At 44.8% G+C, this 21,379-nt stretch carries 21 protein-coding genes and 1 riboswitch; of the genes, 3 read left to right on the forward strand and 18 right to left on the reverse strand.

The window, feature by feature from the left end:
• Window positions 1-17: 17 nt before the first annotated feature.
• The 17 genes from ccsA to mscL all read right to left on the reverse strand — a co-directional run bounded on the left by ccsA (window position 18) and on the right by mscL (window position 15,066).
• Window positions 18-1,280: a cytochrome c biogenesis protein CcsA gene (gene ccsA / locus MKZ09_RS23520; protein WP_076204235.1), complete on the reverse strand. Its 1,263-nt coding sequence runs from the start codon at window positions 1,278-1,280 to the stop codon at window positions 18-20.
• Window positions 1,277-2,962 (reverse strand): cytochrome c biogenesis protein ResB, encoded by a 1,686-nt coding sequence (gene resB, locus MKZ09_RS23525; protein WP_076204231.1) that lies wholly within the window; start codon window positions 2,960-2,962, stop codon window positions 1,277-1,279. The genes ccsA and resB overlap by 4 nt, the downstream gene beginning before the upstream one ends.
• Entirely contained in the window at window positions 2,962-3,483 is a 522-nt protein-coding gene (locus MKZ09_RS23530; RefSeq protein WP_038572444.1) for a redoxin domain-containing protein, read from the reverse strand. Before MKZ09_RS23530 ends, resB begins: the two co-directional genes overlap by 1 nt.
• 120 nt (window positions 3,484-3,603) lie before the next feature.
• The gene (locus tag MKZ09_RS23535) at window positions 3,604-4,362 is read right to left on the reverse strand and encodes a pseudouridine synthase (protein WP_036676166.1); all 759 of its coding nucleotides are present in this window, start codon (window positions 4,360-4,362) and stop codon (window positions 3,604-3,606) included.
• A 20-nt stretch (window positions 4,363-4,382) separates the two neighbouring features.
• Window positions 4,383-4,727: an N-acetylmuramoyl-L-alanine amidase gene (locus tag MKZ09_RS23540; protein ID WP_076204228.1), complete on the reverse strand. Its 345-nt coding sequence runs from the start codon at window positions 4,725-4,727 to the stop codon at window positions 4,383-4,385.
• 60 nt (window positions 4,728-4,787) lie between these two features.
• Window positions 4,788-5,321 carry a spore maturation protein gene (locus MKZ09_RS23545; RefSeq protein ID WP_036676158.1) on the reverse strand — a complete coding sequence of 178 codons (534 nt, stop codon included), beginning with the start codon at window positions 5,319-5,321 and terminating at the stop codon, window positions 4,788-4,790.
• Window positions 5,322-5,328: 7 nt separating this feature from the next.
• Window positions 5,329-5,994: a nucleoside recognition domain-containing protein gene (locus tag MKZ09_RS23550; protein WP_076127464.1), complete on the reverse strand. Its 666-nt coding sequence runs from the start codon at window positions 5,992-5,994 to the stop codon at window positions 5,329-5,331.
• A gap of 36 nt (window positions 5,995-6,030) precedes the next feature.
• Complete coding sequence (locus MKZ09_RS23555) at window positions 6,031-7,230, reverse strand: D-alanyl-D-alanine carboxypeptidase family protein (protein WP_172628841.1); 1,200 nt, start codon at window positions 7,228-7,230, stop codon at window positions 6,031-6,033.
• A gap of 250 nt (window positions 7,231-7,480) precedes the next feature.
• The gene (gene ytfJ, locus MKZ09_RS23560) at window positions 7,481-7,969 is read right to left on the reverse strand and encodes a GerW family sporulation protein (RefSeq protein ID WP_076134709.1); all 489 of its coding nucleotides are present in this window, start codon (window positions 7,967-7,969) and stop codon (window positions 7,481-7,483) included.
• A gap of 89 nt (window positions 7,970-8,058) precedes the next feature.
• A complete protein-coding gene (locus MKZ09_RS23565) occupies window positions 8,059-8,766 on the reverse strand; it encodes a DUF2953 domain-containing protein (RefSeq protein ID WP_076204224.1) in 708 nt (235 codons plus the stop codon).
• 181 nt (window positions 8,767-8,947) lie between these two features.
• Complete coding sequence (gene scpB, locus MKZ09_RS23570; RefSeq protein ID WP_076204219.1) at window positions 8,948-9,550, reverse strand: SMC-Scp complex subunit ScpB; 603 nt, start codon at window positions 9,548-9,550, stop codon at window positions 8,948-8,950.
• On the reverse strand, window positions 9,519-10,310 hold the full coding sequence (locus tag MKZ09_RS23575; RefSeq protein ID WP_036676147.1) for a segregation and condensation protein A: 792 nt from the start codon (window positions 10,308-10,310) through the stop codon (window positions 9,519-9,521). Before MKZ09_RS23575 ends, scpB begins: the two co-directional genes overlap by 32 nt.
• Before the next feature lie 136 nt (window positions 10,311-10,446).
• Window positions 10,447-10,914, reverse strand: a complete 468-nt coding sequence (ribH, locus tag MKZ09_RS23580; protein WP_036676377.1) for a 6,7-dimethyl-8-ribityllumazine synthase — start codon at window positions 10,912-10,914, stop codon at window positions 10,447-10,449.
• 36 nt (window positions 10,915-10,950) lie between these two features.
• The gene (locus MKZ09_RS23585; protein ID WP_076127453.1) at window positions 10,951-12,204 is read right to left on the reverse strand and encodes a bifunctional 3,4-dihydroxy-2-butanone-4-phosphate synthase/GTP cyclohydrolase II; all 1,254 of its coding nucleotides are present in this window, start codon (window positions 12,202-12,204) and stop codon (window positions 10,951-10,953) included.
• A 62-nt stretch (window positions 12,205-12,266) separates the two neighbouring features.
• Window positions 12,267-12,935: a riboflavin synthase gene (gene ribE, locus MKZ09_RS23590; protein ID WP_076204215.1), complete on the reverse strand. Its 669-nt coding sequence runs from the start codon at window positions 12,933-12,935 to the stop codon at window positions 12,267-12,269.
• A 54-nt stretch (window positions 12,936-12,989) separates the two neighbouring features.
• A complete protein-coding gene (ribD, locus tag MKZ09_RS23595; protein WP_076204212.1) occupies window positions 12,990-14,090 on the reverse strand; it encodes a bifunctional diaminohydroxyphosphoribosylaminopyrimidine deaminase/5-amino-6-(5-phosphoribosylamino)uracil reductase RibD in 1,101 nt (366 codons plus the stop codon).
• A 218-nt stretch (window positions 14,091-14,308) separates the two neighbouring features.
• Window positions 14,309-14,482: riboswitch (FMN riboswitch) on the reverse strand.
• Between the two features lie 188 nt (window positions 14,483-14,670).
• Entirely contained in the window at window positions 14,671-15,066 is a 396-nt protein-coding gene (mscL, locus tag MKZ09_RS23600) for a large-conductance mechanosensitive channel protein MscL (protein WP_076127447.1), read from the reverse strand.
• 379 nt (window positions 15,067-15,445) lie between these two features.
• Between mscL and MKZ09_RS23605 the strand changes: the two genes are divergently transcribed.
• The 3 genes from MKZ09_RS23605 to MKZ09_RS34525 all read left to right on the forward strand — a co-directional run bounded on the left by MKZ09_RS23605 (window position 15,446) and on the right by MKZ09_RS34525 (window position 17,743).
• Window positions 15,446-16,156, forward strand: a complete 711-nt coding sequence (locus tag MKZ09_RS23605) for a response regulator transcription factor (protein ID WP_076134713.1) — start codon at window positions 15,446-15,448, stop codon at window positions 16,154-16,156.
• Window positions 16,153-17,256 (forward strand): sensor histidine kinase, encoded by a 1,104-nt coding sequence (locus tag MKZ09_RS23610; protein ID WP_076134714.1) that lies wholly within the window; start codon window positions 16,153-16,155, stop codon window positions 17,254-17,256. Before MKZ09_RS23605 ends, MKZ09_RS23610 begins: the two co-directional genes overlap by 4 nt.
• A 229-nt stretch (window positions 17,257-17,485) precedes the next feature.
• A complete protein-coding gene (locus MKZ09_RS34525; RefSeq protein WP_111504895.1) occupies window positions 17,486-17,743 on the forward strand; it encodes a stalk domain-containing protein in 258 nt (85 codons plus the stop codon).
• 85 nt (window positions 17,744-17,828) lie between these two features.
• Here MKZ09_RS34525 and MKZ09_RS23615 read toward each other — a convergent pair whose 3' ends face one another.
• Window positions 17,829-21,293 (reverse strand): collagen binding domain-containing protein, encoded by a 3,465-nt coding sequence (locus tag MKZ09_RS23615; protein ID WP_076204207.1) that lies wholly within the window; start codon window positions 21,291-21,293, stop codon window positions 17,829-17,831.
• Window positions 21,294-21,379: the final 86 nt, after the last annotated feature.

Here is a 21,379-nt window from a genome sequence, read left to right on the forward strand (position 1 = left end):
TAACAGGTAAACTATGCTCAGTCCGTCCCCGCGTAAGAATGAAGTCCGGCGATGACTAAATTAACGCCAACCAGGGTAAACATTACGACCAGGAAGCCAAGCACAGCCAGCCAGGCAGATTTTCTTCCTTGCCATCCACGAGCCAAACGTAAATGAAGATAAGCGCTATAGAAGAGCCAAGTGACAAGCGCCCAGACTTCCTTAGGATCCCATCCCCAGAATCTTCCCCAAGCGATTTGCGCCCATATCATTGCAAAGATCAAAGCGCCTAATGTGAAAATAGGAAAGCCAATGGCTATCGCCCTATACGTAATCTCATCTAGATCGCCCTCATCAATTCCGTCCATCACCGGGTGTAAAGCAGTGCCCAGCGGTTTACGTACGATCAAGCGAAGAACTCCGTAGAGGATTAATCCGGAAAGGAGTGACCAAATTACAGTATTAAACTTCCGTCCAGCATTTACACCATTCATCCAAGATGGTGCCTCAAAGAGTGGTTCTTTTATGCCAAGAAACGACTGGAAGCTCTCAATTTCGCTATTGTGTGGTGCCACAATCGGCGGCATTCGATAACTCACTTTCTCTATTGTACTATTTTCCTGCCCGGGGCTGTCAATCGTAACGTTCGGACGGACAAAAACAGTTTCATAGCCTGCTCCGCGGAATGCAAAAACAGAACCCAGAAACCCAATTATAACAATGATTGAAAAGAGAGTAAATTCGACCAGCCTCTGTTGCTTGCGATCCGTCTTCTCTTTACTGGAAAAATTGACTGTTCGCAGCAGATACATCAGTCCTGCCGCAAACCCTACTGCGAAGAAGGATTCACCTAGTGCAGCCAGTGTTACGTGAATCTTTAAATAGTTGGATTGAAGAGATGGAATCAGCGGCTGTACTTCCTGTGGAAATACTGCGGCATAAGCCATCACAATAATACTGATTGGAACTGCAAAGAGACCCAGGATTACCTTACGATAAATAGCGTACATCACAGTAAAGGCAACCATGACCATCATCGATAAAAAAGTCATGAACTCATACATGTTGCTGACCGGAATATGCCCTGAGCCCACCCAACGTGTAAAGAAATAAATAAGATGAAAGATAAGACCTATTGAAGAGAAAATAAAAGCAATTTTGCCCCAACGTGCGGTATGTTCCTCCGGCTTGCGGCCTGACCACTTGCGACCCATGATGGCGATAGTGAATAACATAAACGAACCGCTGTATAATAAAAATGCGGCAATAAAGACAGCGCTGCTGATGTCGAGCAAGCTCATGAAAGGCCTCCTCCATTATCTAATGATTTTTCATCGACTACCAGATCTACTTTTTCTAAAATAGAAACGATCTCACGGCGGAACCCGAACCAGTTCTTGTTCGTATGTCCTCCGAGGATAAGCTCCCCGTTAGCAACGGTAAGCCAGATACGTCTATGCTGCCAGTAGAAGCCAAGCACTAAACCCAGCATCACGATTGCTGCACCTAGCCAAACAAACGGCATTGCACGATCAATACGTATATTCAAGTAAGTAGTCGATTCCGAAAAATCAACGTCGCTCATGTTGTCCACTTCAAGCTCAAGAAATCTATTGCTCCCGCCAAGCTTATCGTTAATGGCAGCCTGTTGAAACTGCGCCTTATCCACCTGTTTAGGAAAATAGAAATACTGCTGCCCTTCCGCCGGGAGATCCGGACCTTGTATCACGAACAAAAAAGCAGGTGCATTCGGATAAGGTGATTTGGAAATCGGCTGTCCATCCTCATTTAGACCAAAATCCATATACTTTTCTTTCAAAGTTAAAGTATAAGGACCCGCCTGAATTGCCCGCGGAGGATTCTTCATGTCCAGCTTAAATTTGCCGAACGCCTCGCCAGTGGTGGAATTTTTAAGCTCAGGCTGTACCGAACGCAGCACCGGGGTCAGATCATAATCAAACTGATACGCTTTCAATCCTTTATAATCCAAAGGTGAATTTACTTGGATATCATGTTTCGTCACCTCGGATAGCTGTGGTTCCTTCGAAGGGTCTCCACAATCCGCGGTGCATTCATAAAGCACAGCTTGGGTCTGGAATAGCTTTGGAAGTATTTTTTTGCCTCGAAATTCCTCAGGCATCTCTTCCTCCGTATAAAACTCCACGGTGAATTTCTCATTTTTCAAATAATAGGTGGTGTCCGGAATCTGTGTGATCTCCCCTTGCGGGAAAGCAAGATGCTGATCCATGTTCAGTCCCGGCAATCCTCTTGCTAATACAGCAAGTAAAAAAATAATTAAGCCAATATGTATTACATAAGGTCCCCAGCGGCTGAAGCGATGTTTCTCTGCCAGCAGAGCTCCTCCATCCGTCTTCACGCGATAGCCCTTTTTACGCATTGGCTGAATTACCCGGGCTACCCAAGCTTCTGGTTCCTCTTGTACTTCAGTCACTAACACAGCTTTTTGCCGAGTTAAGAACTGGCGATGTTTCCGAATCTTCTGTCTGGTTAAGGCCTTATAGAGCGGAAGTACTCGATCCAAGCTACAGATCACAAGTGAAGCGCCGATCATTACGAGTAGAGTTACAAACCACCAGGATTCGTATGTATGTGAAAGTCCAAGTTTGTGATAAATATATCCGGCTGTTCCGTACTCTTGCTTGTAATAAATTGAGGCATCAATATTAAGAAAAGTACTCTCCTGCGGGAAAATCGTCCCCAGCATAGAGCCTATAAGTGTCAACACGATCAGATAGATCGCTATTTTGACGGAAGAGAAGAAGTTCCACACCCGATCAATAATCCCCGGGTTAACGCGCTGAGAACGGCGAGCTACGCCATCGTAACGCATTTCCAAATTCTCGCCCCAGTCTGATTCTTTACCCAACGGCTTTCCGCATGCTTCGCATAAAACAGTGCCTACAGGGTTCTGGTGGCCACATTCACATTTGGTATTGGTTATAAATGCCTCGCGTTCACTCATCAATCCACCAGCTTCCCAATTTGATCGTCAAGTGAGTTCAAATCAAGCTGGCCGATATGAATGTTGTCAATTTTACCCTTGGAATTAATGAATAAGGTAGTTGGCAGCGGAGAAATACCATAACTTCGTACAGCATCACGTCCAGTGTCCATCAAAATCGGAAAATCGATGTTTACTTGCTTCACAAAATTCTCGACAGTCATCCGGTCTTCACCCACATTAATGCCTAAGACCACTACGTCCTTGTCCTTCCATTTCTCCCATTGCGCTTGGAGAGCCGGCATTTCTTTGACACAAGGTGCGCACCAAGAGCCCCAGAAATTAAGCACAATAGTCTTGCCCTTATATTCGTCTAGGGTATGAGCCAGACCGTCAAGCCCAAGCAAATCAAAGGAAGGTGCTTTGCTCCCTTCCTCTGGTTTGCCGCTTCCCCCAAATACAGAGGAACCGATGGCATAACCGCCCACTATAACAATTAGAAACAGAATCACGATTTGAATTGGTTTTCTTGCTTTACCCACACGTAAAGCCCCCTTCTGTGACGCAACTCATACTTATGTTGTAAGGTGTGAACATCCTATGAACATTATAGCGAATTTCGTCACAGCTTTAGGGGGTTTAATTGTGAATATTCTGTGTCTTTATGACTCTTTACGTGGAGTTCTTTCTTTAAGCAATCCTGCTTTGGCAATTTGCTGCAGATGGTTAATTTCATCCTTGGTCAAATGACGGTATGAGCCACGTTTGAGATTTTGCAGCATAATATCCCCGAATGAAATCCGTTTCAGACGGAGTACGGGGTGTGAAATCGCATCAAACATGCGTCGTACCTGACGATTACGTCCTTCGTGAATCGTGATGCTGATTACCGCTTCTTTATTTGCTTCATCAATATCCTTGTACTCTACTTCCGCAGGCGCTGTCATGCCATCTTCCAGCTTAATGCCAGCTTTCAGCTTGTCCAATGCAGTACCATGCGGTATACCCTTGACCGTAGCATGATACGTCTTAGGTACATGGTGCTTCGGATGGGTTAGCAAGTTAGCAAAGTCCCCATCATTTGTCAGCAGCAGCAAACCTTCCGTATCGTAATCGAGCCGGCCTACAGGGTAAACCCGTTCAGTAATTCCTTTTAGGTAGTCAGTTACAACCTTACGACCCTTTGGATCGGAAGCGCTTGTGATAACTCCCTTAGGTTTGTTGAACATAATATAGATTTTGTTCTCGCCCCGGATCAGTCTACCGGAAACTTTAATAATATCTGTTGCGGGGTCCACCTTCGTGCCAAGCGTAGTTACGAGTTCCCCGTTGACTTCCACTTTACCGGCCAAAATCATTTCTTCACACTTACGTCTGGACGCCACACCGGCCTGCGCCAAAATTTTCTGTAATCTTTCCATATTCGACTAGTCACCTCAGATCAATGATAACCATCAGAGGGATAAATCACAAGTTCATTCCAAGGAAAAAATGCTCCTGGACAGGAATTATTGTGGGGTTCGATGATTAAAGGGGAGATTTGGTAGCGTTCTACTAATTCTAAAAGGAGTTTAGCCGTTGCAAAAAGCTGCTCCTGCCTTCCGGATATTGGAGGATCGCCCACTTCCTTACCAAAATCACCTTCCAAACAAATATGAATATACTCCGGATCTGTCAGTAGCGGTGCTGCATAAATCGCGCCATCCACTCCTACCCAGAAGTCAAAACCTTTACCGTTAATGGATGTGCAGCTAGAATGATGCAGAATAAAACCTTTATAGTTCATTGCGGAATGCCCCCCTCCACATTGCTGCAATAGCATATGTTCAGGGGGGCAATGGGGTGATTATCCAAATAATAGCAAACACACAGCGATCGCGGCGACAAAGCCGACAACATCGGAGAACAAGCCAACCTTAAGCGCATAACGCCCATTACGTACGCCTACAGCTCCAAAGTAAACGGTCAAAACATAAAGCGTAGTATCTGTGCTCCCCTGTATGGTGGAAGCAATCATACCAATTAAAGAATCCGGGCCATGTACACGGATTAGATCCGTAGTGTAAGCAAGCGACCCAGTCCCCGTAAGCGGCCGAAGAAGACCAAGCGGCAATACTTCTGCAGGAACACCAAGCCCCCGTAGGGCTGGGGATATGAAGCCCATAAAAAAGTCCAGCGCACCGGAAGCGCGAAAAACACTGATCGCAACCAGCATCCCCACAAGATGTGGAATAATCGCAATGGCTGTGCCAAACCCATCTTTCGCACCTTCAACAAAGGATTCGTAGACTGGCACCTTGCGCGTAAAAGCATAGAGCGGGATGAACGTGATCATGACCGGAATCGCCCATGCCGATATGAGACTGATAAACTGGTACAAATCACGTTCACCCTTTCAATGAGGAATTAGGGAGTGTTGTCTTCGCCAAAGGAGGAACCCCGGACTTTGCTGAAGGGGGCTTCGGCGGTTTGCGCAGTAAAGTCAACCTTCGGAAAAACCGGTCTGCCGCAATCGCTGCAAGTGTAGCCACGGCCGTTGCTGCAAGTGTTGTACCTACAATGCCTGCAGGATCGGCTGAACCATAGTTTAACCGGATGGCAATCAGTGTGGCTGGGATAAGCGTAATGCTTGCTGTGTTAAGCGCTAGAAGAGTACACATGGCTGGAGTGGCGGTCTCTTTATCAGGATTGAGCTTTTGCAGCTCCTGCATCGCCTTGATGCCCATTGGCGTTGCGGCATTGCCTAGTCCGAGCAGATTAGCACTCATATTGGAGAGAATATATCCAATGGCAGGATGCCCTTTCGGCACATCAGGGAATAAAAAAGCTACGACAGGGCCAAGCACCTTGGCAATCTTTTTAAGTAAACCTGCATCTTCTGCTATCTTCATGATTCCAAGCCAGAACACAAGCACACTGATTAAGCCAAAACTTACCGTTACCCCACTCTTGGCTCCGTCGAATACGGCGGCTGTAAACTCATCCATTCTGCCGTTAACGGCGGCGAACAGAAAACCGATGATGATCATTCCTAGCCAAATCCCGTTAATCATGGACACGCCTCCTTCTTCATTCATCAGCCCATTTACTTATTTCGAACTCGCTCCCATTTCAAATAGAGCTTTCAGCGCACTGCCCAGCGCCTGGAACCAATTATTTGCCGGATAAGCCTGTGCTAGTGTGGGACTATACTTTTTCATATAAGCAGATTGCTCAGGAGGCAGGTTCTCAGGAGTATACACCGGCACGCGACCTATTTCTTTTCCGCCCAGCTCCAGCACAAGCGCCCCTTGCAATCCAAAATTTGCTCGCGAAGCTTCGGCTGAAGCACTTTCCTTCTGATTTAAAAGAAGTTTCGTGATCACTCTATTTTGTTCACCTTGTCCAAGTGGATAAGCAAAGGTTTTGGAGGTTACAAAGTTATAGCCCTTCACGGCATCCCCACGTTCGATCAATGTTTTGAGCGGATAGTGATTAAACCCGAAGTTTAGCAGGGAAGCATGATCATTCCAGTCATCCCCGTCATTTATAGTAACTGCGACAAGCTGCTGGCCGTTTCTGGTGGCAGAGCTGACAAGGCAGCGCAGAGCTTTTTTGGTATAACCTGTCTTTACACCGTCCGCTCCCTCGTATAAATACAGCATCTTATTTTTGTTTCTCCATTTGTAATCCCATTTCTCATTTGGATTGTCTGCAGTTTTCTCCTGCGTCTTCACAATTTCTTTAAATACAGGATTATGAAGAGCATAAGCGGTCAGAACAGCCAAGTCGTTGGCACTTGAATAATGCCCTTCAGCGTCAAGACCATGGGGATTAGCAAAATGAGTATGGGTTAGCCCTAGCTCCTCAGCCTTAGCGTTCATAAGGTATACAAAACCTTCCTCAGAACCACCAATATGCTCAGCGATCGCCGTTGCTGCATCATTCCCTGAGCGCAGCATCAGGCCATACAGCATATTTTCCAGCGTCATCTCTTCCCCCTGCTGCAAGTAAATAGAAGAGCCCTCTTTCGCATAGGCATTTTTTCCTACTTTGACTTTAGAGGCTAAATCACCATTCTCAATGGCGACGAGGGCGGTCATAATTTTGGTCAAGCTGGCAATAAGCATAGGCTCATCCCCACGGCTGCTGTACAAAATACGCCCGGATTCCACATCAATCAGTGCCGCTGCTCTTGCATGTGTAGAGATAGAGCTGTTCTCGGCCTGAATTGAAGATAGCGGCGCCAGAAGCAGCAGCGAAAGGCACAATATTAAGGCGAATGGCCATTTACGGGTTATTGTCTTCATGTTCATCCTCCGGCTTCTTATCGGATCTTAAGTAAAAGTGTTTATGTTGTACAAGTGTATGCGGACCAGCCTTAGGGTATGTCCACTCCTTGGGATGTTCCACACAAAATATCCCCACAACGTGAGGCCTTGCTTCGATTTTTTTTCAGGTAATTTGCGGGAAACAAAATATACTTACTGATACGTCAAAAAAGGGACACCGCCTGATGTATGGCGATATCCCCGAGGCTATTTGTAGAATTATGTGTACCTAATGAGTTGAAGATTGAGATGTACTTGGATCGGTTTTAACAGGTGCTGCTGCTGGTGTGGCAGGTGTTGGCGGCGTTTGAGCTGCAGCATTGCTGGTTTGGAACATCGTTTGAATTTTGTCGATGAGCCCTGGTGTTGCATCGATGATTTTTTCGAATAGGTGCGTTTGATTGTCCAGAGGGACAATATTCACTCCATCCTTACCTACCACTAAAAAAGCGATCGGTCGAATGGAGACGCCTCCCCCGCTACCTCCACCAAATGGAAGCATTTTGACTCCACCTTGGGAGTTTGAACCACTTATAGAATCTTCTACTCGATAATCACTACCACCAGCAGCAAATCCAAAGGCAACTTTACTGATAGGCAGGATGATGCTACCGTCAGGGGTTTGTACCGGATCTCCGACAATGGTATTCACATCTACCATGCCCTTGATATTTTCCATCGCTGTTTGCATTAGGCCTTGAATAGGATGGTCGCTCATATTGTTTCCTCCTTTAATTGAGTACGATTTCTCTTTCTTCTACAGCGTATATCATCCCCACATCCGCCCATTTGTATGTAACTTTCATTTTAAACTTTCCCATGTGGCTCCTGACGCATCTGTTTCAGCAGATTTCTCCAATGGCCGAGCCCGCCTTTTTCACGCAAGACACGCCGAGATAGCCGCATTAAAGCATACAAAGTATAGCCGACTGACATTTTCCCCTTACAGACAAGCTCCATTGCAAAACAAAGCTCATCTTCAAAAACAGGCTTAACAAAAATTCGAGGGTGCTGCTGCAATTTCACCCACTGCGAAATAAAACCAACAATACTCCACTTCAGGCCCCAAACCGCTCCCGATGCGGTCGCAGTATCTGCTGCATCACCAAGAGAGAAATCGGTGGACCAATCGAGCTTTGATATTTTGACATGAGCTACAGTCTCTTTTAACCATTCCTTCAACCCGCGTGTAGATTTCACAGCTTGGTTAACATTGTCGCGCCAGTGCATTACTCTTTCTTTATCGAATATCTCTTCTTTTACGGTATCTACACCTGTCGTCGCAGTCCCTGTCTCTTTAAACTTTCCCCACACACCCTGCTCCAATCCCTTAAAGACCAGTTGGGGAAGTTCATAGTGAAGCTTTATCAGACCAAAAAGAGAAGTAACATCTAATTCGAGCAGGTCATTTTTTCCATGTTTATAACACCGTATGCGGAAATCGATAGATGAAGACAGGACCAGGATCAGGACCAGTACAAGCAAAACGAGGGGAATTGCAAGCCATAACGTCACGTATTTACCTCCAAGAAACCTTAATAATGGGAACCTTTGGTTTAGTATGGCAATTTAAGCTGGAAAAAATTCGGGGTTTGCATAAAAAATATGAGCTTAAATAAAAATAGGGACTGTCCCAAACCACATAAATGGTTTAAGGGCAGTCCCTTCAATACAATTATTAGCGTTCTCGTACGAACTATGGCAGCTCGACATCCTCAAAAGTCATTTGAGTGTCCAGCTTATTGAACAATAGCTGTGTCTCTTCTTCCAAATTATCCGTGGACTCAAAGTTTGTCGGTTCCGGCAGATCCTTTAGACTGGCAAGACCAAAACTCTCCAAGAAGGATTTAGTCGTCCCGTACAGAATTGGCCGGCCTACCGCTTCCGCACGACCAACCTCATGAATCAAATCCTTGTTATTCAGCGTATGAATTGCGCGTTCCGACTTCACACCCCGGATTTCTTCAATCTCCACCCGCGTAATCGGTTGGCGATAAGCCACGATTGCAAGAGTCTCTAAGGCGGCCTGAGACAAGGTTGATCTGGATGGTGAATAGGCCAGACGCTCAAAATAGTGGGCATGATCAGGCAATGTAGCCAGGCGATAATTCCCGGCAATTTGCACTACCTGTAAGCCCCGCTCCTGTGCTACAAAATCTTCTTTCAGTTCCTCTAAGGCTCCAGCCGCAAGCTCTGGGCGCTGTTCCGTAATTTCAGCCACTTGGCGCACAGAGATTCCTTCATCCCCTGATAGAAACAGCAGGCCCTCAATAATCGATTTCAGCGTTTTGTAATCCATTGAAGTGTTCTCCTCCTCTCCACTCCATTACGATGTCATCAAACAATTTCTCTTGGTAGCAAAAAATCGCCTTCATTTTCATCAGTTCCAGAATCGCAAGAAAAGTAACTACGATTTCGTGCCGTGCCATTTCATCGTGAAGCAGTGCCGAGAAATGCAGCTTACCGCCTGTTCCTCTGCGCTGCAGCGCATCTGATACATCACGTATACGATCTTTTACCGATATTTCATCCCGGGTGATCCGCTGGTAAGAAGACCTTCTGGCAGCCTTACTTAGCGCTTTACGAAAAGCGGCTATTAAGTCTGAGGTATGTAGTCCTTTTAGCGTTTGATCAATCTCTTCTGGCACGAATGGACCCAAATCCTCAGGCTCCTTCGTAAAAATCAAGCTCCGCTCGCTCTCCATATCCATTAAATGTACAGCAATACTCTTGAACTTACGATACTCAATCAGTCGCTGAACAAGTTCAGCTCGTGGATCAAATTCATCCTCTTCGTAATATTCAAAATCATCGATCTCAATGACCGGTGGTTTGGGCAGCAATAGCTTGCTCTTTATAGATAAAAGGGTAGCGGCCATCACGAGAAATTCACTCGTAATATCCAATTCAAGCTCCTGCATGCTACGCAGGTATTCCATATACTGTTCGGTGATCTCGGCGACCGGAATGTCCTGGATGTCGATTTCCGCCTTATCAATTAAATGCAAGAGCAGATCCAGCGGACCTTCAAACGTCTCCAGCTTGTACAATACAGTCACGAAGCATCCTCCCGCCAAAAAAAGTAAAGTGCAGCGCCCGTCTGGACGCTACACAAGTAGAAAGGGCTCTTATAATCCATGCTTTCTTCTTATACTATAAATAAGCACGAATTCGACTGATTCGTCAATAGCTGACTTACTTAAACAGTTTGTTAAGATTCGCCATTTCAATCGCAGCAGTCGCAGCATCCCAGCCTTTATTGCCTGCTTTGGTTCCTGAACGCTCGATGGCCTGTTCAATATTTTCAGTAGTAACTACGCCAAAAATGGTCGGCACGCCGGTCTTAAGATTGATAGCGGCTACTCCTTTGGCAACTTCATTACATACATAATCATAGTGTGTAGTAGAACCACGGATAACCGTTCCTAAGGTAATTACAGCGTCATATTTGCCGCTTTCAGCCATTTTTTGCGCGATCAATGGAATTTCAAATACCCCTGGAACCCAAGCAACATCCACTTCATCATCACCGACACCATGGCGTTTAAAGGCATCGAGTGCACCTGACAAAAGCTTGCTGGTAATAAATTCATTAAAACGTCCTACAACAACTCCGTATTTTAACCCCTCAGAAACTAAGTGTCCTTCTAAATATTTCGGCATATCCATCATCTACCCTTCGTTTTTTATAATGTATGGTTAGGCTTTCGAATCCTCATTTTGTTCAATATCGTCAAAAGACAGCATATGTCCAAGCTTCGCTTGCTTCGTGTGGAGATAGTTGGTGTTGTCCTTGTTCTCCGGCATTTGTATCGGCACGCGCTCAACGACTTCCAACCCATAACCCTCCAGCCCTTTGATCTTACGCGGGTTGTTCGTGAGCAGACGGATTTGGCGCACACCCAGATCCTTCAGAATCTGTGCTCCAATTCCATAATCACGCAGATCTGCTGGAAAACCAAGCTTTAGATTCGCATCTACAGTGTCAAGACCTTCCTCTTGCAGCTTGTAAGCCCGAAGCTTATTGATAAGGCCGATGCCTCTGCCTTCTTGGCGCATATAGAGCAACACGCCCCTACCGGCAGTTTCGATCTGCCGCAGCGCAGCTTCAAATTGCGGGCCGCAATCGCAGCGATGGGAGTGGAATACATCACCCGTCAGACATTCGGAATGAACACGTACAAGTACTGGCTCATCGCCGGAAATATCGCCTTTTACCAAAGCTACATGCTCTTTATCATCCACTTCATTTGTATAAGCTATGGTCTGGAAATCCCCAAAGTCGGTAGGAAGTCGTACAGACACTTCTCGCGTGACGAGTTGTTCTTTTTCATTTCGATAATGAATAAGATCCTTGATGCTGATCAGCTTAAGATCATGCTTGCGGGCAATTTCGATTAGATCAGGTAAGCGGGCCATTGAGCCATCTTCCTTGATAATCTCGCAAATGACACTAGCTGGATAAGCGCCACACATCCGCGCTAGATCAACAGCAGCCTCCGTATGTCCGGAGCGGCGCAGAACGCCACCTTTTTTCGCAATCAGCGGGAACATATGCCCCGGTCTGCGGAAATCAGCAGGTTTCGCTTTTGGATCAATCATGGCCTTAACGGTCAAAGATCTTTCCCCCGCAGAGATCCCAGTGGTTGTATCTTTATGGTCAACAGATACGGTAAAAGCCGTACCGTGATTATCGGTATTGTGGGTTACCATGGCTTGCAGTTCAAGTTCTGCCGCACGCTCCTGGGTAATAGGCATACAAACCAATCCACGTCCCTCCGTAATCATAAAATTGATGACCTCTGGTGTCGCACGTTCAGCAAGGGCAATAAAATCCCCTTCATTCTCACGATCTTCATCATCCACTACAATGATGACTTTACCGCGCATTAAGTCATATATTGCTTCTTCAATCGGATCCAAGACACTTTCCTTTTTCGATTGCTCGCTCATGATCCTATCCTCCTAAAAGCTTTACGAAAGATTATTCCCTTCTTCGTAAGCAAACTCTTTATTTAAACAAACCCGTTCGCCGCCAAAAAATCATGACTAATCCCGGAGCGGCTCTCGCCTCCCTCATCTTGAGCGGCTGAGCCATAATGCAATAAATGATCTACATATTTGCCAAGTACATCACACTCGATATTTACACTATCCCCGGCCCGTTTGTGCGTCAGAACTGTTTCCCCTAACGTATGCGGAATAATGGACACTGCAAGCAATGTGGCCGTAGTCTTCACTACAGTTAAACTGATGCCGTCGATCGTGATCGACCCCTTGGGGATAATATATTTAAATAGTGATTTACGATCCGGTGCAATCTCGAATACAACAGCATTCTGATCACGTTTCACACTCTTAATAATGGCAGTGCCATCAACATGTCCTTGAACAATATGCCCTCCAAAACGCCCGCCGGCTGCCATCGCTCGTTCCAGATTCATCCGGCTGCCGGGCTTCAGTTCCTTCAGGTTGCTATTCCGGTAGGTCTGCGGCATTACATCCACTGTAAAGGAATGATCGCCCAAAGTTGTCGCCGTGAGGCAAACCCCATTGACGGACACACTGTCACCGATTTTTAGATCATCCATGATGACCGAAGCGGCAATATTCAGCACCATCATTTCCCCACCGGCGGAGACACTGCGCAAAACACCAACCTCTTCAATTAATCCGGTGAACATGATATCCCCCCTAAAAAGCATTACTTCCTCAATTTCACTCTTGCATAGCTTTTGTTAGCGTACTGGAGTGCCGCTGATACATACATTATCTCCTAGCACTTTTACTTCCAATCCTTCAAGTGAGATCGCATCTTTCATCAGCTCTACACCCGGAAATACGAAAGTCCCTTTCGCTTCTGCACCACCGCCGACAATTTTTGGAGCGAAGAAGAGAATCACACGATCCACTAGCCCGCTCTCCAGCATCGAGCCATTCAGCGTCCCCCCGCCTTCCAGCAAAATAGAGCCAATCTCCATTTCGCCAAGGGCTATCATGGCCGCCTTCAGATCCACTCTTGGACCTGCTCCGCACACAACGATTTGAACGCCTGCTTCCAGCAGTTCAGCCTTCTTAGCAGGATCTGCAGCATCCGTTGTTACAATAAGTGTAGGCGCTAGACCATCACTTACAACTGCCGAATCCAGAGGAATACGTAGCTGGGAATCAATGATGATCCGCATCGGGTTAATGCCAGGCACTTCTGTTCTTGTTGTCAGAGAGGGATTATCAGCAATCACTGTATTCACACCGACCATGATACCCTGATTCCGATGCCGCAGCGTATGTACGATCTCCCGCGCTTCCCCATTCGAAATCCATTTACTGTCACCAGATTTGGTAGCTAGATTGCCATCAAGCGTACTTGCACTCTTCAGCGTAACAAAAGGTTGTTTTGTCAAAATATATTTGATAAAACGCTCATTCAATCGAAGCGCGCGATCACGCAGCAAGCCTACTTCGACCTCAATCCCTTGATCACGCAGCATTTGAATTCCGCGCCCTGCCACCTGAGGGTTCGGGTCTTCACAAGCAACTACAACCCTAGCTACCCCTTCATCGATCAGCCTTTGGCTGCAAGGTGGAGTTTTTCCATAATGGCTGCACGGTTCTAGTGTGACATATGCCGTACTGCCCTGTGCTTGCCCAGCTGCCATATTCAAGGCGTGCACCTCGGCATGCCCCGTACCTCGCTGTAAATGAGTTCCGAGTCCAATCATTGCTCCATTCTTCACCACAACGCAGCCAACAACAGGGTTAATTCCCGTCTGTCCTTGGGCACGTTCGGCCATGTCCAGTGCTAGCGACATATAAAACTCATCATTCATGTTGTCCATTTCTTCCTCCTATCCACTGCTGTCAATTCTTAAGCTAAAAAAACAGAAAAACCCATCTCATTCTCCAGGAGGAGTTCAAGATGGGTTATGCGAGAGTTAATCGGCAGTCCAAATAAAAGTGTGCTTAAATAGCCGTCAATCGACGGGTATTGTGAAATATCGCACATGATTATATGAAAACACTGCGATCCGCCAGTCCATTGCAGACAAGCGGTCAACCTCTCCTTCTTCCATCCAGACTATACTGTCGGTCCCGGAATTTCACCAGGTCCACCGTTCGCGTCAACAACGCGAGCCGGGTAGCGGACTGAGCACTGTAGATGAACTAAATAAGTTACTTCTACAACAGCATCACCGCCGGTAGGGAATTACACCCTGCCCTGAAGGATTGATCCTTTATTTAATTGAGGTTCAAGTTTTCCTTACTAACAAAATTATCACTTACACCAGCGAAATGCAAGTGCGTTTATTATATTTACTTAAAATTTGTAACTAGATTATAGATTGTACTGAGTTTATAAAAGGAAACCAAGAAGCGCCAGGACAAGGACTCCTGGCGCTTCTTGGTTATATTTCATGATTACAAACCACGTTCTTGTTGTTTCAAAAGATCACGAATTTCCGTAAGCAGCACGATATCCTCTGCAGGTGCTGGAGTCTCTACCACTTCAACTTTAACGGCTTCTTTGCGCTGAAATTTATTGGCGAGCTTGATCACCAGAAAGATAGAGAACGAAATAATAAAGAAATCAACAACCGATTGTAAAAATAGTCCGTAAGGTATTTTCAGGTCCGTAGTGACTTCAAGCACCCGATCCTTTAAATCTATACCACCCGTAAGCAAACCTGCAATTGGCATAATAATGTCATTTACTAATGAAGTTACAATCTTTCCGAATGCAGCTCCAATAATGACCGCAACCGCTAAATCAAGAACATTTCCTTTTAAGGCAAAAGCTTTAAATTCTTTCCACATATTCCAAATAACCCCCAACATATATAATTTGAAATTATTATAGCATAGTAGCTTCCTAATTCTTAAGACTTGTTAAGAAACTATTAAGTTTCCCTTTACTTTTACCTGCCACCGCTGTTAAGAAGTTTCCTGTTAAATAAGGTTTAAGAATTTTTCTTCTTACTGTTAGAGCCATGGCTGAGAATGTATTATCCACAGATCACCACATGGATGAGGCACAGCGATCAGAGCAAGCTAAAAAGAAAAATAAACTGGCATAATGCTGTGGGGGATTTGGTCTTGCCTTCACGGGTCTTCAAATGAGGCTTCCAAACAAGAAAATGTTGTATACTTCTTATAGCAAGAATTGCGCTTTACTAGCAAGAAAGGACGCTGAGAAATGCACAACGCAACGCTGCTATTGGTGGACGACGAAGCCGAGATTATTAAACTAATGCAGATCTATCTGGAGAACGAGGGTTACCGGCTGTTAACTGCCAAAGACGGGCTGGAAGCACTCGAAATTATCAATAGAGAGACTATAGACCTCATGGTTCTTGATATCATGATGCCTAATATGGACGGCATTGAGGCTTGTATTAAAATTCGTGAAACGCAAAAATTTCCGATCATCATGTTATCTGCTAAAGGGCAGGAACTTGATAAAATCACCGGACTTAGCGTAGGTGCAGATGATTATGTTACGAAACCTTTTAGTCCGCTGGAGTTAGTTGCCCGTGTTAAATCCCAGCTGCGCAGAACTCGAAATTACATGGCAGATCTAAACGCCAAACAGGATGAAATCATCATTGATGGCCTAGTTATTAATTCGGTTACGCATGAAATTAGTGTGGATGATCAGCCAGTTAAACTTACCCCGCGAGAATTTGCGATTCTAGAACTGCTCGCCCGTAATAAGGGACAAGTCCTAAGCATGGAGCAGATCTACGCCAAAGTATGGAAAGAACAATTCCTGGAAAGCAACAATACACTCATGGTGCATATTCGTAAAATCAGAGAAAAAATAGAAGAAAATCCGCGTAAACCACAATACTTAAAAACGGTATGGGGCGTTGGCTACAAACTGGAAAAAGGAGGTCCTTCTAGTTGAACTTTAAACGATTCGATACCCTATCCTGGAAAATAGTTGGCTTCAGCTTAACGAGCCTAGCACTCACCGCTTTAATCTTAATGGGCGGCTATTATGGCACTTCACTATTGCTGTGGTTAAATCCTTCACGCTCCTTTTGGGGAGTCAGACTCATTCTCTGGGTGATCAATACCATTGGATCAACGCCAGTTGTGATTCTTATAGGGATTCCTTTATTTATTTTTTTCATCCTAAAACTGTCCAGAAATACAACTAAGAATCTTCATAACATTACGAGCGGAGTTCAGGCCATTGCGGATGGCAATTTGTCTTTCAAGGTGCCGGTAACAGGTACGGATGAACTCGGAAAGCTCGCTGAAAATATGAACACTATGGCTGGCAAGCTAAAATCTGCTATAGAGGAAGAACGAGCTGCTGCAAAAGCCAAAAACGAACTAATCACAGGTGTGTCCCATGACCTCCGAACCCCACTAACCTCTGTTCTCGGATTCCTTGAATATGTGGAGAAGGATCGTTATAAAAACGAGGTTGAGCTGCGTTATTATGTGAATATTGCCTATGAGAAATCTTTGACTCTTAAAAAGCTAATCGACGATTTATTTGAATACACTCGCGTCAGCAGCAGCGGATTACCGCTAAATATTGAGCCTGTAGATCTCGGCAAGCTGCTCGAACAGCTGATTGAGGAATTTGCACCCGTACTGGAACAAGCAGATATGACCTACCGTATTCATACGGATACAGCACCTCTGATCATCAACGGAGATGCGGACGAGCTGGTGCGATTGTATGAGAACCTATTTACCAATGCCGTAAGATACGGTAAGGAAGGAAAAATTCTAGACATTTCTGTTGTTAGAAAAGACGATAGAATAGTTGCTCTATGTACGAATTACGGTACTCCTATCCCTGCATCCGACCTCCCCCACTTATTCAAACGATTTTATCGTGTCGATAAATCCCGCTCCCGAGAGACAGGCGGAAGTGGCTTAGGGCTCGCCATAGCCAAGAGTATTGCAGAGCTTCACGGCGGAACCATTACAGCCAAAAGCACACGCAAACAAACTGAATTTGAAACCTCTTTCCCTGTGAGCGAATAATGCTTGCAGGGATTTTTTGTACAATCTCATCCATTAAGAAAATGATAAGATTTCATAACATAAAGCCTTAAGATCTCTGACTTATAGTGATTTCATACCAAATCTGCTATAAGTGAGGATTGTTGTTATGCTATTTAATTCGTATCCCTTTATGTTTGGTTTTCTGCCCTATCGTGCTGGCCGGATATTTTATTCTGAATCGTCTTCGTCTCACACTCTATGCTAAGGTATGGCTTACCCTCGCCTCTTTAGTTTTTTACGGGTATTGGAATATAGATATGTTCCTCTAATCTTGTTATCTATCTTATTTAACTATGCTCTCACCATTGATGCTGCGCCGCTAGTGGCAGGAGGAAAAGTTTTAGTCCCGCTAGCCTTTGTTGCGGAACAGCTCGGCTGGAATGTCTCAAGTGAAAAAGAAGGCGAATGGCTGCGGTATAATCTAAGCCCCTCAGAAAACGCCGGTACACTTAAGAATCAGCCATAAAATTTTCAAAAAAAAGCACAAAAGCACCCGGCATTTATCATGCTGGGTGCTTTTGCATAAAAATCTTAAATCACACTAATCTCGATCACTCCGTCTTACCTCTACGTCTAAATACTCGGTTCAAAACAAATCCTATGGCTATCAACCCTATTCCCGACAGATACAAAGGCAAAGGACTATTCTCACCTGTCTTCGGCAGCTGAGGAGCACCTGAAGTGCTATTGTTCACCGTACCTTTTGGTACTTCTTCATCGTCGATATCAACTTCTCCTAATGGAATTTCTTCGGTAATCTCTTGCTCAGGAGTTCCCTCATCGGTTGATGTCGCGGATCCTAGATCGGCCGCATTTCCAGGACCAGCTGGAACAGCTGGATCATTAATAATTACTCCGGGTACGGGTGAACTTGTAGACGTAGGTACCACCGAACCTCCTGATGTGCTGCTTGTAGGAATTGTTGTAGGTGCAGCAGTCACTTCAGGTGATGGAGAAGCCGTAGGTGCTGGCGTTGTTGATGGTGCAGGTGTTACGGTTGGCTCTGGTGTTGTTGTTGGAGCATCGGTTGGTTCTGGTGTTGCCGTAGGCGTTGGCTCCACTGCTTTTTGATTCGTAATCACCAGTTGAATCGCTGACGAGGAACGAATCTCCACTGGATGCTCGGATGTATCGAGCACGTAACCATTTGGAGCTGCTGTCTCCACCAATACATAGCTACCCAGCCATATTTTATTGAATGTAGTTGTACCCTCTGCATCTGTAGTTAGACTGTTAATCAATACACGTTCCGCTCCATTTAGTCGATACAATGCAAAAGTCGCATCACCAAGCGCTTTTAAGTTATCTTCAGCATCTAGCTTCTTAATATTGAGGGTGCCTCTAACCCCGCTGACTGTGCCAGAACCGCTGGAGACCCCGACAATAATTTCTTTGGAGGTCTCTTTCCTTATTTCGCTGCCGTTAAAACCACTGAAATGTACAGTATTTATTACTTTGTCTCCAGTGTTAGCCACAATCAGGGATTGATATTCGAGAATGTATGCCCTGCTGATTTCCTTGGCAAAGCTTAACTCAAAGGATTGTTTTCCATCGGCATCCGTTGTAATAACTACGCTATAATCAATACCCTGAATCAGTTCAGGGCCGCTTTTCGTGATATCTCCGTTCACAGCTACAGCCGTAGGATACAGATGGAATGAATTCTGCAGCAAAATTTGATTAGCACTAGGAGTATCTTTGACTAATGCATCCTTTACTGTGGACTGCCCCCGGTTAATTTGCAGGCTCCAGTCCATTTTATCCCCGTTTTGTGTACCGTCCTTCAGCACATAATCCTCTCCAAAAGGAATTTTTACGGAGGCGGTCAAATCTTTGGAAACCACTTTTGCTCCATCATAGAGATTAGCTTTATTCTCAATAGTAGAGCCTATTATTTGCCCTTCAAGACTTGTATTAAATTCAATGTAGAAAGCGGAGTTAATCTTATCTGTAAAAATAACCTTTAATTCATTATCGCTATTTATGCTATAGGTATATTTATTAGGATTCACTTCTGCACCCTTGGTAGGGTCACCATTCTTTGCAATATTCATAGTGTAAACTTTTAGTGAACCCGGAACCAAGGACTGGCCTGATTTTAAAATATCAACAAGCGCCGGAGCTTCGAGGGTTTTGCCATTATAATTGGCGCCTATCGACCAAGTAATTTTTTTAGTTGAAGCATCGTAGGCCCCCCCTTTAAATCCATTGTTTTTCGCCTCAGGTCTAGGAATGAATAACCCTTCTGCTTCTATCGTGCGTAAGGCTTCAGTAGTGTCCATCCAGTCTAGCCGAACTTTGTTATTGAAATTTTCAGTTTTAGCCCAAATCCAATCCTTGTTAAATTCTGTAGTATAGCTAATCGTATAAAGACCAGATATCGGTGAATTAAACACTACCTTAAAGCCTTTATTAGGCTCGACAGGTGAGTTGTACACTAGATCATAGTTATTCGGATTTAAAACATTCCCATTCAGATTTCTAATCACCAGTGATTCTGGAATAAACTTTAGGCCGCCAAATGGGAAAGATTCGGTAACTGTAACATGACTCATCGGGTAATTATCACTATTCAATGTGACCTTCCAACCCAATGTTTTATTCTGATAATCTACGGTTGATAAAGTCTTATAAAGAATGGAAGACCGGATTAATCGGGTAGCCTGATCACTATACGTACTATCAGATACTGTATTAGTTATGGTGGCATCCTCAAACACGCGTTTTATCGCTTTGGTTTTATATTCGATTCGATATGGTGATGTAACATCGTGTGCAAATTGCAATACAAATCCAGCCTTATGAACGTCTGACGTGGGAACAAGCGTGTAGTCAACATCCTTTGTCAAAATCTTGCCTAACGTTGCACCACCGGAAGAATCCAGCTGCACAGCATATACTTTTAGCGAATCGGCTATCAGCTCTTGAGAAGCATCGAACAAATCTGTTAACACAGCGTTTCCTTGCGGGATGTTCTTTTCATTGTAGTTATATTCAATTGCCCAGGAAATGATCTGCTTGCCCCCATCATAGCTCGTGGAATACTTTTTCAAGCTTCCTCCACGTTCTACATTCACTGTGGCAGAGGAGCTGGCAGGCTCTTGCCCATCTCCTGAAAAAGTTGCAGTATTGGTGAAGGTTAGCTGATGGTCATTAATAATCCCTGTGGAATATACAATACGGTAAGCCTCTTTAATCACAGGCTCCGTAAAACGGACAATAAGTGACCCTCCGGAGAGCTCTGCAGAGTATTTGCTTGTGTCGAGCAATGCTCCTTCCGTTACTGAACCATCCAATTGAATGCTGAGGTGATACACGCTCACAGTGACTGGAGTATTTAATGATAAGCCTGAAGGGATGGGGTCCGTCACAATGGCATTCCCCACGGCTTCCAAAGACTTATTGACATCAACAGTCCATAATATTTGGTTCGCATTGAAGCCTTCGGGAATACCTCTCTTCTCTATAGTCGATCCAACACTTGGTTTAAAATTCACTGTCACTGTCTGAATACCGCCGCTCACGGGAAATAAAATATTTTGAATAGTACTGCCCGAGATTTTCTGTTTATCGAATTTAGTATTTAACCGCAGCGTTCCCTGCACGTCATCATGCGTTTCTATGTAGTCATTAAAAGTCATTATCACTTCATGTGAAATTTGCCTAACTTCAAAGCTCCCTACATCTCCATCCTCAGAGACCAAGGGACCGTTAAAATCATTAAATAGCCGGAACTGTTCTGGAAGCTGAAAAGTAAAAGTGTCACCTTGCTTGTAATTATGATTTTTAGGAAGAGACCAATTATAATCCAAGGTAACATTAGCATCTTGTTCGTATACGCTGTTCGTGACCGTGATTCCATCTGGCCCGTACACAGCCATTGAAACACTGGTGATGATATTTCTTTCGTCATCAATCGCAGCCGCTTTTACTTGCGGAGCAAATCCGATGCCATAGGCATATTGGGCCACAAGCATCAAAATAATGACCATTACACTTATTTTTTTCTTAAACATGTTCCTGTTGCCTCCATTTTCTTGTTCTAATTGTTTTCCACCCCTGCATGTTCATAAGCTTCATATGTAATTCCGCGCCCTACGCC

It is taken from the genome of Paenibacillus sp. FSL R5-0908, from assembly GCF_038006245.1.
GTDB lineage: Bacteria > Bacillota > Bacilli > Paenibacillales > Paenibacillaceae > Paenibacillus_AQ > Paenibacillus_AQ odorifer.